The sequence below is a fragment of the Candidatus Nanopelagicales bacterium genome (genome assembly GCA_041393815.1).
Taxonomy (GTDB): domain Bacteria; phylum Actinomycetota; class Actinomycetes; order S36-B12; family JAWKJK01; genus JAWKJK01.
Genome location: JAWKJK010000001.1, coordinates 636163 through 650412, shown reverse-complemented (window position 1 = coordinate 650412; position 14250 = coordinate 636163). Strand labels below are relative to the sequence as shown.

14 protein-coding genes are annotated in these 14250 nt (G+C 71.0%); 10 read left to right on the top strand and 4 right to left on the bottom strand.

The window, feature by feature from the left end:
- Window positions 1–12: 12 nt before the first annotated feature.
- Together R2737_02950 and R2737_02945 are read right to left on the bottom strand one after the other, a co-directional pair.
- Complete coding sequence (locus R2737_02950) at window positions 13–759, bottom strand: VIT family protein (GenBank protein ID MEZ5115205.1); 747 nt, start codon at window positions 757–759, stop codon at window positions 13–15.
- Entirely contained in the window at window positions 752–1051 is a 300-nt protein-coding gene (locus R2737_02945) for a 4a-hydroxytetrahydrobiopterin dehydratase (GenBank protein ID MEZ5115204.1), read from the bottom strand. The genes R2737_02950 and R2737_02945 overlap by 8 nt, the downstream gene beginning before the upstream one ends.
- A gap of 27 nt (window positions 1052–1078) precedes the next feature.
- Here R2737_02945 and R2737_02940 point away from each other — a divergent pair, with 27 nt between their 5' ends.
- Window positions 1079–1510, top strand: coding sequence for a (deoxy)nucleoside triphosphate pyrophosphohydrolase (locus tag R2737_02940; protein ID MEZ5115203.1), 432 nt, complete (start codon window positions 1079–1081; stop codon window positions 1508–1510).
- Between the two features lie 55 nt (window positions 1511–1565).
- Here the strand turns inward: R2737_02940 and R2737_02935 are convergent, their stop codons facing one another.
- Complete coding sequence (locus R2737_02935; GenBank protein ID MEZ5115202.1) at window positions 1566–2039, bottom strand: MarR family transcriptional regulator; 474 nt, start codon at window positions 2037–2039, stop codon at window positions 1566–1568.
- A gap of 131 nt (window positions 2040–2170) precedes the next feature.
- Between R2737_02935 and R2737_02930 the strand changes: the two genes are divergently transcribed.
- The 4 genes from R2737_02930 to R2737_02915 are packed head-to-tail and all read left to right on the top strand — an operon-like array spanning window position 2171 to window position 6108.
- Entirely contained in the window at window positions 2171–3301 is a 1131-nt protein-coding gene (locus R2737_02930; protein ID MEZ5115201.1) for an ABC transporter permease, read from the top strand.
- Window positions 3301–4404 (top strand): ABC transporter permease, encoded by a 1104-nt coding sequence (locus R2737_02925; GenBank protein ID MEZ5115200.1) that lies wholly within the window; start codon window positions 3301–3303, stop codon window positions 4402–4404. The genes R2737_02930 and R2737_02925 overlap by 1 nt, the downstream gene beginning before the upstream one ends.
- On the top strand, window positions 4401–5228 hold the full coding sequence (locus tag R2737_02920) for an ABC transporter ATP-binding protein (protein ID MEZ5115199.1): 828 nt from the start codon (window positions 4401–4403) through the stop codon (window positions 5226–5228). The genes R2737_02925 and R2737_02920 overlap by 4 nt, the downstream gene beginning before the upstream one ends.
- Before the next feature lie 22 nt (window positions 5229–5250).
- Window positions 5251–6108 (top strand): hypothetical protein, encoded by an 858-nt coding sequence (locus tag R2737_02915; GenBank protein ID MEZ5115198.1) that lies wholly within the window; start codon window positions 5251–5253, stop codon window positions 6106–6108.
- Between the two features lie 74 nt (window positions 6109–6182).
- Here the strand turns inward: R2737_02915 and R2737_02910 are convergent, their stop codons facing one another.
- Entirely contained in the window at window positions 6183–6812 is a 630-nt protein-coding gene (locus R2737_02910) for a hypothetical protein (protein ID MEZ5115197.1), read from the bottom strand.
- Between the two features lie 152 nt (window positions 6813–6964).
- Here R2737_02910 and R2737_02905 point away from each other — a divergent pair, with 152 nt between their 5' ends.
- From R2737_02905 to R2737_02885, 5 genes are all read left to right on the top strand, one after another.
- A complete protein-coding gene (locus R2737_02905; protein MEZ5115196.1) occupies window positions 6965–7933 on the top strand; it encodes a polyphosphate kinase 2 family protein in 969 nt (322 codons plus the stop codon).
- A gap of 110 nt (window positions 7934–8043) precedes the next feature.
- Window positions 8044–9915 carry a translational GTPase TypA gene (typA, locus tag R2737_02900; GenBank protein MEZ5115195.1) on the top strand — a complete coding sequence of 624 codons (1872 nt, stop codon included), beginning with the start codon at window positions 8044–8046 and terminating at the stop codon, window positions 9913–9915.
- Between the two features lie 265 nt (window positions 9916–10180).
- Window positions 10181–11182: an ABC transporter permease gene (locus R2737_02895; protein ID MEZ5115194.1), complete on the top strand. Its 1002-nt coding sequence runs from the start codon at window positions 10181–10183 to the stop codon at window positions 11180–11182.
- A 134-nt stretch (window positions 11183–11316) separates the two neighbouring features.
- Window positions 11317–13137, top strand: a complete 1821-nt coding sequence (locus R2737_02890; protein ID MEZ5115193.1) for an ABC transporter substrate-binding protein — start codon at window positions 11317–11319, stop codon at window positions 13135–13137.
- 109 nt (window positions 13138–13246) lie between these two features.
- Window positions 13247–14245: an ABC transporter permease gene (locus R2737_02885; GenBank protein MEZ5115192.1), complete on the top strand. Its 999-nt coding sequence runs from the start codon at window positions 13247–13249 to the stop codon at window positions 14243–14245.
- The last annotated feature ends 5 nt before the right edge of the window (window positions 14246–14250 follow it).

Below are 14250 nucleotides of genomic sequence, written 5' to 3'. Positions count from 1 at the left end.
GCTAGGTCGCGGTCAGACCCAGTTCCCGATCAGCCGGCCGACCGCGAACGTCACGATCATCGCGAACGCTCCGCCGCCGACGTTGCGCGCCACCGCGCGCCAGGGTCGGGCCCCGCCGAGCCGCGCGCTGACGTACCCCGTCAGGGTCAGCGCCGCCAGGACCGCGACGAAGGTGACCAGCACTCGCAGGGGCTGCGGGACGAACGCCATCGCGAGCAGCGGGAGTAGGGCCCCCGCGGTGAACGACAGCAGCGACGACACCGCGGCGTTCCACGGGTTGACGTACTCTCCCGGGTCGATGCCCAGCTCCACCTCGGAGTGCGCGGCCAGCGCGTCCCGCCGGGTCAGCTCCTCAGCCACCTCGTGGGCCAGTTCGGGCGACAGGCCACGCTGCTGGTAGAGGTCGGCCAGTTCGGCCAGCTCGCCGTCCGGGTCGGTGGCCAGCTCGACCTTCTCCCGGTCGACGGCCGCGGCCTCCGTGTCGCGCTGGGAGCTCACGGACACGTACTCCCCGGCCGCCATCGACAGGGCACCCGCCACCAGCCCGGCGAGGCCGGCGGTGAGGATCGCCGGGGTCGAGGTGGTGGCGCCGGCCACGCCGAGGACCAGACCCGCGGTCGAGACGATCCCGTCGTTGGCACCGAGCACCGCCGCGCGGATCCGGTTGGTGCGCTCGGCCAGCGCGACCGCGTCGTGCGGCTCATGCTGGGGCCCGGCCGTGCGGAGCCCCCGGCGACCTGGCCGGGTCCCGTCACTCACCGTCGTGCCTCCGGACGATCTCGTCGATCCGGTGTGCGAGCTCGACGTCGAGCTGCGTCACCCCGTCCTGCGCGTGGGTGCGGAGGGTGAAGCGCACGGTGCGCCAGCGGATGTCGATGTCGGGGTGATGGTCCATGTCCTCGGCCTCCAGCGCGACGTCGTCCACCGCTCGGATCGCCGCGAGGAAGTCGGGCATCCGCGCTTCTCGGTGCAGCGCGGTCACGTCCCCGCGCCAGGAGGGCAGGCTGACCAGCTGACGGTCCACCTCGGCGGCATCAAGTCGTCGCGCCACGTCGCGAGCCTGGCAGACTCCGCCGGCGTGACCGGGGACGGGGTACGCGACACGCACGTCCTGCCGGACGGCCGTCGGCTGGTCGTCGCAGGGGCGGTGGTGCGTGACGGTCGACTGCTCGCCGCGCGGCGGACGGCGCCGCCCGAGCTCGCAGGCGGCTGGGAGCTGCCCGGCGGCAAGGTGGAACCCGGCGAGGAGCCGGAGGCGGCGCTGGCCCGCGAGCTGCGCGAGGAGCTGGGTGTCACCGCCGACGTGGGGAAGCGGGTCGGCGGACCGTTCCCGCTCGCCGACCACCTGGCCCTGGTGGTGTACGAGGTGCGGCTGGCGCCCGACGCCGAGCCGGTGCCCCTGCTCGACCACGACGCCGTCCGGTGGCTGACGGTGGCGGAGCTGAACGACGTCGGCTGGCTGCCGGGCGACCTGCCGGCGGTGAGCGCGGTGGCGGGTCTGCTCCGGTAGCCGACCGACCTCGGTGCCCGTCCGCCCGGTGCCCCTCCGCCCGGTGCTCGTTCGCTCAGTGCTCGTCCGGGAGCGGCACGGCGTCCTCGCCGCCGAGGCGACGGACCAGCGTCGCCAGCTGGGCCCGGAACCCTTCCGGGTCGGGCAGCTCGGCCAGCAACTCCTCGGCGCGGTCGTGCCGGGTCGCGGCCCGGAACGCCCGTCGGCCGGCAGCGGTCGGCTCGACCAGTACCCGCCGTCGGTCGTGCGGGTCACGGGACCGGCGGACCAGGTCGAGGCGCTCCAGCCGCTCGACGGTGCGGCTGACCGTCTGCTCCTCCACGCGGGCGCGGTGGGCGATCTCCCGCTGGCTGAGTGGTCCCGGATGCACCATCGCGAGCACTCCGAAGCCCGCATGGGTCAGTCCGTACGGTCGGAGCTCCTCGGCGATCCCGTGCTCCACCAGCCGGGTCGCGGTCACCAGCAGCCGGCTCAGCGTCCACGACTCGGGGGAGTCGTCGGCGGGGACATCGCGACCGGGTGAGACCACTGTCACAGCGTATCCGGCGTTCCTCAGTTTGCTGATCCTCAGCATGCTGAGTATAAATACTTCGCCTGCTGAGGAACGTCGGGCCGCCCGGCGGCTCGAGATGCCGAACGCGGGTACCGCCACCAGGATGGGTGCGGATCGTCGAGGACGCGAGGGGAGTCACCGTGGGCCTGGCCCTGACCGAGGTGCGGCGTGCGCCGCTGCGCTTCGGCCTGCTCACCGGGGCGGTCGCGCTGCTGGTGTTCCTGGTGCTGCTGCTGTCGACCCTGTCGTCGGCGCTCATCCGCTCGTTCACCGGTGCCCTGGAGGGACTCGACGCGGACGTCCTGGTCTACTCCGCCGCGGCGCGCGACAACATCCAGGCCAGCCGGCTGGCTCCCGAGGTCGTGACGGCCGTGGGGGCGGTCGATGGCGTGGCCGATGCCGCCGCCATCGCGACGCTCACGACGAGCAGCCCGCTGCCCGACGGCACCGAGGACCTGCAGGTCTTCGGGTTCGAGCCGGGCGCGCCGGGGCAGCCGACCGGGCTGTCGTCCGGGCGATTGCCCGAGGCGCCGGGGGAGGCTGCAGTCGACGGCGGCGGGGTCGCGCTCGGCGACACGGTGGAGGTGCGCCCCGGCGGCGTCGAGCTCACCGTGGTCGGGCTGCTGCGCGGTGCGCAGTTCAGCGCCATCCCCACGGCGTACGTCGACCTCGGCACCTACGACGAGATCGTCCGGTCGGCCAACCCGGGGGCCCCCTTCGTCCCGGTCAACGCCGTCGCGGTCACGGTGGCGGACGGCCAGGACCCGGCGGCGGTGGCCGCCGCGGTGTCCGATGCGGTGGACGGCGTCACCGGCTACACGCTCGATGACGCGGTCGGCAAGATCCCCGGGGTCGAGTCGGTGTCCCAGACCTTCGGCATCCTGGTGGGGCTGACGTTCGTCATCGGCATCGTGGTCATCGGGTTCTTCTTCCTGATCCTCACCGTGCAGAAGCTCAAGGTGTTCACGTTGCTGCGCGCCGTGGGTGCCTCCACCGGCCGGCTCTCCGCGACCGTCTCGCTGCAGATCACGATCGTGGTCCTGCTGGCCTCCGTCGTCGCGGTGGCCCTGACCCTGCTGGCCGTCCAGGGACTGAACACCGGGATCCCGGTCAGCCTCCAGCCCGGCCTCGTCATCGGTACGGTCCTCGGCGTCCTGGTCTTCTCGCTGCTGGCCGGCCTGCTCAGCGTGCGGCGCATCGCGCGCATCGACCCCTTCAGCGCGGCGGGAGCCCGGTGATGCTGGCACTGAACGAGATCCGCCGGTCCAAGGGCCGGTTCGCGTCGATCGTCTCGGCGCTGAGCCTCATCGTCTTCCTGGTGCTGATCCTCGGCGCCCTGTCCGACGGGCTGTTCTACGGCTCCACCGGTGCCATCCGGTCCAGCAACGCCACCGCGTACGCGTTCAGCGAGGAGGCCGAGGGATCGCTGGTGCGGTCCACGCTGCCCGCCGCGGATGTGGCGGAGCTCGCCGCCGCTCCGGGGGTGGAGCAGGCGTCCCCCGTCGGCCTGCTGCTGACCGGCGGCACCGGGCCGCAGGGAGAGGTCGACCTGGCCGTCGTGGGCGTCGACCCCGAGGGCGCCGGCGTGCCCACGACGCTGCGGGAGGGCCGACTGCCCGAGCCCGGCGAGGACGGTGCCGCGGCCGTCGACTCCCGGCTGCTCGAGGAAGGCGTCGCGGTCGGCAGCACGCTGACGGTCGGAGACGTCCCGGTCGAGGTCGTCGGCATCGTCACCGACGCCTCGTACCAGCTGCAGCCCACCGTCTGGACCACCGTCGACACCTGGCGCGCCATGCGTGACGCGGTCCGCCCCGAGCTCCGCGGTCAGGACGACGTCGTCAGCGCGGTCGCGCTGCGTACCGCGGAGGGCGCGGACCTGGCCGCGGTCGCTGCCGCCGTGCCGGGCACCGCTGTGCTCGGCGCCGAGGCCACCGGCCTGGCCATCCCCGGCGTGGAGCAGCAGAAGTCCACTCTCAGCGCGATCATCTACACGACCCTGGCCGTCGCCGCCCTGGTGGTCGCGCTGTTCTTCGCGCTGCTGATCCTGGAGAAGCGGGAGCTGTTCGCCGCCCTCAAGGCGCTGGGCACGTCCACCGGCCGGCTGGGCGTCGGGGTGATCGTGCAGGCCGTCGTCGCCTCCGCCGTCGGAGTCGTCGTCGGCGCCCTGGCGGCCCGGCTGCTCGGGGCGGCGATCCCGCCCGCCGTGCCGACCCTGTTCCGCACCGAGACCCTCGTCACCATCGCCATCTTCACCGTCGTCGCCGGCGTCGTCGGCGCCGCGTTCTCGCTGCGGCGCATCGCCCGCATCGACCCCGCCACCGCGATCGGAGGAGCGCTGTGAGCGCGACCCACGAGCCCGCCGCCCACGAGCCCACCACGGAGCCCGACCCGGTGATCGAGGGCACCACCACGGTCCCGTCCGGGCCGGGCCCGGACCCGGCCGAGGACGCCGCCACGCACACGCACGCGCTGCTGCACGTGGCCGGCGTGACCAAGACCTACGGCGAGGGCCACACCGCGGTCACCGCCGTCGCCGACGCGACGATGGCGGTCGACCAGGGCGAGTTCGTCGCCCTGCTGGGGCCTTCCGGATCGGGCAAGACCACGCTGATCTCGATCATCGGCGGCCTGCTGTCCCCCACGTCCGGCGTGGTCAAGCTCGGGGGGACGGACGTGACCGGGCTCTCCCGCAAGGAGTTGACCCGGTTCCGGGCGGAGAAGGTCGGCTTCGTGTTCCAGTCGGCGAACCTGGTCCCCTTCCTCACGGCCAAGGAGAACCTGCTGTACGTGTCCACGCTCGCTCCCGGCATCGGTCGCAAGCAGGCGCAGCAGCGGGCCGACCAGCTGCTGGAGGAGCTCGGGCTGGCCGCGCGCGCGAAGAACCTGCCGGAGCAGCTGTCCGGCGGCGAGCGGCAGCGGGTGGCGATCGGCCGGGCGCTGATGAACGACCCGGACCTGGTCCTGGTCGACGAGCCGACCGCAGCACTCGACACGAAGCTGGGGAAGCAGGTGGTCGAGCTGCTGCGACGGGAGATCAAGGGCCGGGGCAAGACCGGGATCATGGTCACCCACGACCTGCGGATGGTCCCCTACACCGACCGGGTGTTCGAGATCCTCGACGGCCACCTCACGCACGTGGAGAGCCCCACCGCGCTCGCGCACTGAGCCGGCCGGGCAGTATCGGGCCATGGACAGCACCCTGGTCACGTACCCCTCCGGCGCGGTCGACGGCACCGGGACCGTCGTCGCGGTGGTGCCCCTCGACGGCGGACGGGTGGGCGTCGTGACCGACACCACCCCGTTCCATCCGGTGGACCACACCTGGCCCGACCAGCCCGGCGACGTCGGGAGTCTCGCTGCCCGCCCGGTCGTGGACTGCGTCACCGGGGCCGTGTCGCCGGACGGGAACGTCCTCGTCGGCGCGGACATCCCCGTGCGCCGCGGCGAGGAGGGCTGGTCGTGGGTCGTGGTCCACGTCCTCGACGACTCGGCGACCGCGCCCGCCGTGGGGGACGCGGTGTCCCTCACCGTCGACGGCCCGTCCCGGGCGGCGCTGTCGGCGGGCCACACCGCCTGCCACCTGGCCGCGTTCGCGCTCAACGCAGAGGTCGCCGGCATGTGGCGGAAGGACCCAGGCCGTTCGGACTCCCTGGGCCACCCCGACTTCGACCAGCTGGCACTGACCGAATCGCGGATCCTCCCGGACGGCGCGTTCGACGCCTATCGGCTGGGCAAGTCGCTGCGCAAGAAGGGTTTCGAGTCCGCCGACCTGCTGGCGCAGGTGGCCGACGTCCAGGACCGCGTCAACGCGCGGCTGGCCGCCTGGCTGTCCGACGGCGCCGAGGTCCGGGTCCTCAGTGACGGCGACGACACCGTGACCGCGCGGCGTCAGTGGTCGTGCGACCTCGCCGAGGGTTCTGCCTCGGTGCCGTGCGGAGGAACCCACGTCTCCTCCCTGGCCGACCTGGCCGCCGTGTCCGTCGACTACCGGGTGACCGACGACGGCACGGGCCTCGAGGTCCGCACCACGGCCGTGCGCGCGTAGCCCGTCCCTCCGGCGGGTAGACGTTGTGGTGCCGGTTGCGCGAGCCCTAGCTCGCGCAACCGGCACCACAACGTCTACGCGCGTCCCACCGCGGCGTTCGCCACCTCGACCAGGGCCTGCTGTGGCTCGGCCAGGACGCTGAACCCGCCGTTCACCCCCACCGCCAGGTAGCGGCCGTCGCCGACGTGCACCGCCAGCCCGCGCACGCTGGGCGCGTACAGCGCGGACTCGCCGACGCCCTCCACCTCGACCGCCTCTCCCGTCGGCAGCCAGCCGAGGTAGCCCTCGTACACCGCCGCGGGGCCGCCCATCCGGCCCTCGCCGTCCTCGACCGAGACGAACACGTCGACACCGTCCAGGGTGTAGAGGCAAGTGATCGGGGGTTGCTCCGCAGTCCCTGTGACGGTCTCTCCGGTCGCGGCCTCCACCTCGGCGGCGGTGACCAGCGAGCAGGGGTCGACGTCCCAGGCCACGGGCTGGGCCGGGAGTACGACCGCCTCGGCCGACGCGTCACCCGGCAGGTCCGCGGCCTCGCTGGCGGGGACGTCCTGCGTCGCCGTGACGTCGGGGGCGACGTCTCCCGAGGCGGTGCGGTCGGGGGAGGCGGGCACCGAGCCGGTCGGCTCGCTGGACCCCCCGCAGCCGGCCACCAGCCCCCCGACCGCGAGCCCCACCGCCACCACCCGTGCCAGCCGCCCCGTCATGCCGCCAGCCTGCTCCGGGCCGCGTACGACGGCTAGGGCCAGCGACAGGGAGGGCAGCGATAGGGAGGGCATGGCGGGCCGGGGGCTGCCATGATCGAATCCGGCGCCGGTGCGGCGCCGCCACGGCCAGTCACCGGGAGGCCACCGTGCCCATGCAACCCGCCGTCCTGGAGCAGCTGAAGGTGAGCGCCGGGGAGACCTTCCGGATCACCGACCACGACCCCCGCTGGCTCCCGCCGCACCTGCGCGACCTGCCCCGGGAGGAGGTCAAGGCAGGCGCCGCGGACCTGCTGGCCGAGTCCAAGGCGGCGCTGGCGGAGGCCCAGGAGCTGCTGTACGCCGACGACCGCTACTCGCTGCTGCTGGTCTTCCAGGCGATGGACGCGGCCGGCAAGGACGGGACGATCAAGCACGTCATGTCCGGCGTGAACCCGCAGGGCGTGCAGGTCTCCTCGTTCAAGGTGCCCAGCGCGCTGGAGCTCGACCACAACTTCCTGTGGCGCTACACGGTGGCGCTGCCGGAGCGGGGTCGCATCGGCATCTTCAACCGCTCCTACTACGAGGAGGTCCTCGTGGTGAAGGTGCACCCCAACATCCTCGCGTCCCAGAAGCTGCCGCCGGGCGCGCGCGGCAGGCAGTTCTGGAACGACCGCTACCAGGACATCAACGCCTTCGAGCGCCACCTCGCGCGCAACGGGACGGTGATCCTGAAGTTCTTCCTCAACGTGTCCCAGGAGGAGCAGCGCGACCGTTTCCTGGAGCGCCTGGACAACCCGGACAAGCACTGGAAGTTCAGCCCGAACGACCTGGCGGAGCGGGCGTACTGGGACGACTACCAGGCCGCGTTCGAGGAGGCCATCAACGCCACCTCGACCCGGTGGGCCCCGTGGTACGTCATTCCCGCGGACCGCAAGTGGGCGATGCGCGCCGCGGTCGCCGACATCGTGTCCACCACGATCACCGGCATGGACCTGCGCTACCCGGAGGTCCCGGCCGAGGTGGAGGCCCGCTTCGGGGAGATCAAGGCGCAGCTGGAGGCGGAGAAGGGCGAGGACGCCGGACCGTCGAAGGACACGCCGAAGAAGTCGGGCAAGAAGAACAAGAGGAAGTCGAAGGGGTAGGCCGGCGGGGGAGGCTCGGCCCGGCCCACGAGCGACGATTCGGGAGCAGGCCCCGACCGCGACTATCCTGGGGCCCTCCCCCTCTCCCCACCGGAATCGAGCCTGCCCGCATGCCCGCCCGCGAGGACCTCCGCAACGTCGCCATCATCGCCCACGTCGACCACGGCAAGACCACGCTGGTCGACGCCATGCTCTGGCAGTCGGGAGCCTTCACCGAGCACCAGGCCGAGACCGGCGACGTCGCCGACCGTGTCATGGACTCCATGGACCTCGAGCGGGAGAAGGGCATCACGATCCTCGCCAAGAACACCGCGGTCCGGCACCGCGGTCCCGACGGCGACCCGGTCACCATCAACATCATCGACACCCCGGGGCACGCGGACTTCGGCGGCGAGGTCGAGCGCGGCCTGGAGATGGTCGACGGCGTCCTGCTGCTCGTCGACGCGAGCGAGGGCCCGCTGCCGCAGACCCGGTTCGTCCTGCGCAAGGCGCTGCAGAAACGGCTCCCGGTGGTGCTCGTGGTCAACAAGGTGGACCGCTCCGACGCCCGCATCGCCGAGGTGGTCGACGAGACCTACGAGCTGTTCCTGGACCTCGACGCGGACGAGTCGCAGATCGACTTCCCGATCGTGTACGCGTCCGCGAAGGCCGGCCGGGCCTCGCTGGACCGGCCCGAGGACGGCGGCATGCCGGACCGGCCGGACCTGCAGGTCCTCTTCGACACCCTGATGCGCACCGTCCCGGCCCCGGCGTACGACGAGGGCGCGCCGCTGCAGGCGCACGTCACCAACCTCGACGCCTCGCCCTACCTGGGACGGCTGGCCCTGTGCCGGGTGCACCAGGGCACCATCCGCAAGGGCCAGCAGGTCGCCTGGTGCCGCAAGGACGGCAACGTCGAGCGGGTCCGCATCAGCGAGTTGCTGATGACCGACGCGCTGGAGCGGGTGCCCGCCGAGGAGGCGGGCCCGGGCGACATCATCGCCGTCGCGGGGATACCGGAAATCACCATCGGCGAGACGCTCGCCGACCCCGAGGACCCGCGGGCACTGCCCGTCATCACGGTCGACGAGCCGTCGATCTCCATGACCATCGGGATCAACACCTCGCCGCTGTCCGGCCAGAGCGGCACCAAGCTGACCGCCCGGCTGGTGAAGAACCGGCTCGACGCGGAGCTCATCGGCAACGTGTCGATCCGGGTGCTGCCGACCGAGCGCCCGGACACCTGGGAGGTGCAGGGCCGCGGCGAGCTGCAGCTGGCGATCCTGGTCGAGATCATGCGGCGCGAGGGGTTCGAGCTGACCGTGGGCAAGCCGCAGGTCGTCACCCGCACCGTGGACGGCGTGCTGATGGAGCCGGTGGAGCACCTGTCCATCGACATCCCCGAGGACTACCTCGGCGTCGTGACGCAGCTGATGGCCCTGCGCAAGGGCCGGATGGAGCAGATGGTCAACCACGGCACCGGCTGGATCCGGATGGAGTACCTGGTCCCCGCTCGAGGGCTGATCGGGTTCCGCACCGAGTTCCTCACCGAGACCCGCGGCACCGGGCTGCTGCACCACGTCTTCGACCGGTACGAGCCGTGGCACGGCGAGCTGCGCACCCGGCCGACGGGCTCGCTCGTCTCCGACCGGCGCGGCATGACGACCGGCTACGCGCTGGCGAACCTGCAGGAGCGCGGGACCATGTTCGTCGGGCCGGGCACCGAGGTCTACGAGGGGATGATCGTCGGCGAGAACTCGAGGTCGGACGACATGGACGTCAACCCGACCAAGGAGAAGAAGCTGACGAACATGCGGGCGTCCACCGGTGACGTCCTGGTGCCCCTCATCCCGCACAAGCAGATGTCCCTGGAGCAGGCGCTGGAGTTCTGCCGCGAGGACGAGTGCGTGGAGGTCGCTCCAGCGGTGGTCCGGCTGCGCAAGGTGGTCCTCGCCGCGGTCGAGCGGGAGAAGACCCGCGCCCGCGGACGCAACCGCGGCTGAGCCGCTGCTGACGGCACGTCAGTTCGTCCCGCATCGGAGCCCCGCGACGGCTCGGGTGCGGGACGATCTGTCGTCCGGTGCCGGGTCCCCCGCAGTTCTTGCCGTCACGGGGCGATTGTTGCGAGATGGTTACGGTCCCAAGCGGTGTCACGATTCGGACACGTGGGCGGGGGTGTGTTTCAATCGCGCCGCTCGAGTGACGTAGCGTGCGCACCGTCGTCCGTCCCCCTGGGACTGCCCCTTCGCAGGAAGGCCCGGAACGCCCATGTCGGTCCCCGTCGAGGCTCCGCTGGAGCCGATGCCGTCCGACGGCGTGCCCGAGGCTCAGGACGGCACCGCGATCAAGGGTCGCTCGCTCTGGCAGATCGCCTGGGGTCGGCTACGCCGCGACAAGATCGCGATGACCGGCGGGGTCGTCATCGTCCTGATCATCCTGATGGCGGTCTTCGCCCCGCTGATCTGCTCGATCTTCAACGTGGACCCGTTCTCGTTCAACACCGACCAGCTCGACCCCACGACGAGCCTTCCGGTCGGCCCGTTCAGCGGGGCGTCCCGGGAGCACCCGCTGGGCATCGAGCCGGTCAGCGGCCGCGACATCCTCGCCCGCATCGTGTACGGCGCTCGCTACTCCCTCATCATCGCGTTCGCCGCCACCGCGCTGTCGGTGGTCATCGGCGTGCTGCTGGGCATCGCCTCCGGCTTCTTCGGCGGCTGGGCCGACACCCTGATCAGCCGGTTCATGGACATCATGCTGGCGTTCCCGGTGCTGCTGTTCTCGATCGCGATCCTGGTCATCTTCCAGAGCGTGGACGCGTTCGCCGGCCTGAGCGGGGACGGCCTGCGGGTCGGCCTGCTCGTGGTCATCATCGGCTTCTTCGGCTGGGCGTACATCGGCCGCATCATCCGCGGCCAGGTCCTCTCGCTGCGGGAGAAGGAGTTCGTCGACGCCTCCCGCAGCCTGGGCGCCCGCAACGGCCGCATCCTCTACAAGGAGCTGTTGCCGAACCTGGTGGCGCCGATCCTGGTCTACGCGACGCTGACGATCCCGGTGAACATCCTGGCCGAGGCCGCGCTGTCGTTCCTCGGCGTGGGCCTGCTGCCGCCGACGCCCTCGTGGGGCCAGATGCTGTCGACGGCGACGACGACGTTCTCGATCGACCCGTGGTTCATGGTGGTCCCCGGCCTGGCCATCTTCATCACGGTGCTCGCGTTCAACCTGTTCGGCGACGGCCTGCGCGACGCCTTCGACCCGAAGTCCGCCGGGTGAGGCGAGCGATGACCGGAACCCATCCCGCCCCGGAGCCGCACAGCGGCTGAGGGCACCACAGACTTCCCGGCGCCCGGCGCCGGGACCGGGCACCATCCGGTGACCCGAGGATCCCGAGGAGAAGGATCAGGTTCATGGCGAACTATCGACGCGCGACGCAGCTCGCGGCCGTCGGCGTGGTTGGGGCTCTGGCCCTGGCCGCCTGTGGCGGCGGGTCGTCGAGCGACACGTCCGGTTCCGCGTCCGGTGAGGCGTCGGCGTCGGCGTCGTCCGGTGGCGGTGCCTCCGGCTTCGACGCCGCGGTCAACGGCGTGGTCAACCCGTCCGACGCAACCGGCGGCACCCTGAAGCTGGGTGCGACCGGCGACTGCGACTCGTGGGACCCGGCCCGCACCTACTACGCCTGGTGCTGGGACATGCAGCGGCTGATGACGCGCTCGCTGCTGGGCTTCGCGCCCGAGCCCGGCGCGGCCGGCACGCAGGTCGTCCCCGACCTCGCCGAGTCGCTGGGTGAGTCCAACGCGGACAAGACCCAGTGGACGTACAAGCTCAAGAGCGGCCTCAAGTGGGACGACGGCACCCCGATCACCTCGGGCGACGTCAAGTACGCGATCGAGCGGCTCTTCGCGGTCGACGTCATCAACGGTGGCCCGTCGTTCTACTACCAGCCGATCCTGTCCAAGTGCGACGCCGCGGGTGAGTGCGAGTACAAGGGCCCGTACCAGGACAAGACCGGTGGCCTGAAGTCGGTGGAGACCCCCGACGACCAGACCATCGTCTTCAACCTGACCCAGCCGTTCGCGTCCTTCGACTACCTGATGGCGCTGCCGACCTCGGCCCCCGTGCCGAAGGCCCGCGACACCGGTGCGACCTACACGAACGACCCGGCGTCGTCCGGTCCGTTCAAGATGGAGAACTACGAGCCGGGCAAGTCGGTCACGTTCGTCCGCAACGACAACTGGGACCAGGCGACGGACGAGATCCGCACGCCGAAGGTGGACTCGGTCGAGCTGACCGTCTACACCAACCCGGACGACATCGACAAGCGGCTCGAGGCCGGTGACCTCGACCTGATCGCCGACGGCGGTGTGCAGCAGACCTTCCAGACGAAGATCTTCACCGACCCGGCCCTGAAGGAGAACGCCGACAACCCGGTGACCGGCTTCATCCGGTACCTGTCCGTGGCGCAGACCTTCCCGCCGCTGGACAACAAGGCCTGCCGCGAGGCGATCTTCTACGCGATCAACAAGAAGGACCTGCAGCTGGCCCGTGGCGGCGAGATCGTCGGTGGCGACATCGCGAACGTGATGACCCCGCCGAACCTGCCCGGCTACGACGAGACGTCCGACCTGTACCCGACGGGTCCGGACAGCACCGGCGACCTGGAGATGGCGAAGCAGAAGCTGGCCGAGTGCGGCCAGCCGAACGGTTTCGACGTCAACATGGCGTACGTGCCCGAGGGCAAGGGCATCACGGTCTTCAACGCGACCCAGGCCGCCCTGGCCCGCGTCGGCATCAACGTGAAGGCCGCCCCCGGTGAGCAGGCGACGTACTACTCGACGTTCATCGGCTCGCCGCAGAACATCATCGACAAGAAGCTCGGCCTGGCGATCGCCGGCTGGGGCCCCGACTTCCCGAACGCCTTCGGCTTCTGGCAGTCGATCGCCAACGGCGACGCGATCAAGGAGGCGGGTAACTCCAACTACCCGTCGCTGGACGACCCGCGGATCAACGACCTGCTGAACTCCGTGGACGCCGGTTCTCCCGACGCCGCGACGCAGGAGACCCTCGGCAAGAGCGTCGACCAGTACGTCATGGAGAACGCGGTGTACCTGCCCTACGTCTTCGACAAGGCGCTGTACTACCGCAACCCCCGCCTGACGAACATCTACCTCAACGGTGGCGTGGGCAACTACTACGACTACGTGAACATCGGCGTCTCCGACGGTCAGTGATTCCCCAGTCGCAGTAATCCTCACGAGTTCGCAGGAATGAGGTGAACGCCGGTGTGGCCGGCGGGGGCAACCCCGCCGGCCACACCGCGCGGCACGTATGGCTCGCTATGTGATCCGCCGCCTCCTCGGCGCCGGCCTCGTCATCGTCGTGGTCAGCATCGTGACCTTCGGCATCTTCCAGGTGACCCCGGTGCTGACCGGAGCGAGCCCGGCGTACCTCTACGTCGGCAAGGTCGCCAACCCGGCGCAGGTCGCCGCGGTGGAGGAGCGGCTCGGGCTGGACAAGCCCATCGTCGAGCAGTACGTGACGTACATGACCGGCATCGTGACCGGTCGCACCTTCACCGACGGCACCCAGGAGGTGGAGTGCCCGGCGCCGTGCTTCGGCTACTCCTTCCGCCTGAACACCCCGGTGTGGGAACTGATGATCGACCGGTTCCCGGTGACGCTGTCCCTGGCGATCGGGGCCAGCATCCTGTGGCTGATCGTCGGCCTGGGCATCGGCATCCTGTCCGCGCTGAGACGCGGGTCCTTCTTCGACAGATTCGCGATGATCATCGCTCTCGCGGGTGTGTCGCTGCCCATCTACTTCACCGGTCTGTTGCTGCTGTACATCTTCAGCTACGGGCCACCGGCGCTGAGATGGTTCCCCAACGTGACGTTCGTGCCCTTCTCGGAGAACCCGGCCGAGTGGGCGCGCAACCTGGTCCTGCCCTGGGTGTCGCTGGCGTTCCTCTACGCCGCGCTGTACGCCCGGCTGACCCGGGCCAACATGCTCGAGACCATGAGCGAGGACTACATCCGCACGGCGACGGCCAAGGGACTGCCGCGCCGCAAGGTCATCGGCAAGCACGCGCTGCGCGCGGCCCTCACGCCCATCGTCACGATCTTCGCGCTGGACATCGGCGCGCTGCTCGGCGGTGCGATCCTGACGGAGACGACCTTCAGCCTGCCCGGCCTCGGCCGGCTCGCGGTGGATGCCATCCGTTCGCAGGACCTCCCGATCATCATGGGGGTCACGATCTTCGCCGCGATCTTCATCGTCCTGGCCAACGTGGTCGTCGACGTGCTGTACGGCGTCATCGATCCACGGGTCAGATACAGCTGACCGCC

What these genes read in the sequence shown, in the direction of transcription:
- R2737_02890 (MEZ5115193.1), top strand. Translation starts at nt 11,317, where the DNA reads ATGGCGAACTATCGACGCGCGACGCAGCTCGCGGCCGTCGGCGTGGTT.
- R2737_02925 (MEZ5115200.1), top strand. Translation starts at nt 3,301, where the DNA reads ATGCTGGCACTGAACGAGATCCGCCGGTCCAAGGGCCGGTTCGCGTCG.
- R2737_02905 (MEZ5115196.1), top strand. Translation starts at nt 6,965, where the DNA reads ATGCAACCCGCCGTCCTGGAGCAGCTGAAGGTGAGCGCCGGGGAGACC.
- R2737_02915 (MEZ5115198.1), top strand. Translation starts at nt 5,251, where the DNA reads ATGGACAGCACCCTGGTCACGTACCCCTCCGGCGCGGTCGACGGCACC.
- typA (MEZ5115195.1), top strand. Translation starts at nt 8,044, where the DNA reads ATGCCCGCCCGCGAGGACCTCCGCAACGTCGCCATCATCGCCCACGTC.
- R2737_02910 (MEZ5115197.1), bottom strand. Translation starts at nt 6,812, where the DNA reads ATGACGGGGCGGCTGGCACGGGTGGTGGCGGTGGGGCTCGCGGTCGGG.
- R2737_02895 (MEZ5115194.1), top strand. Translation starts at nt 10,181, where the DNA reads ATGTCGGTCCCCGTCGAGGCTCCGCTGGAGCCGATGCCGTCCGACGGC.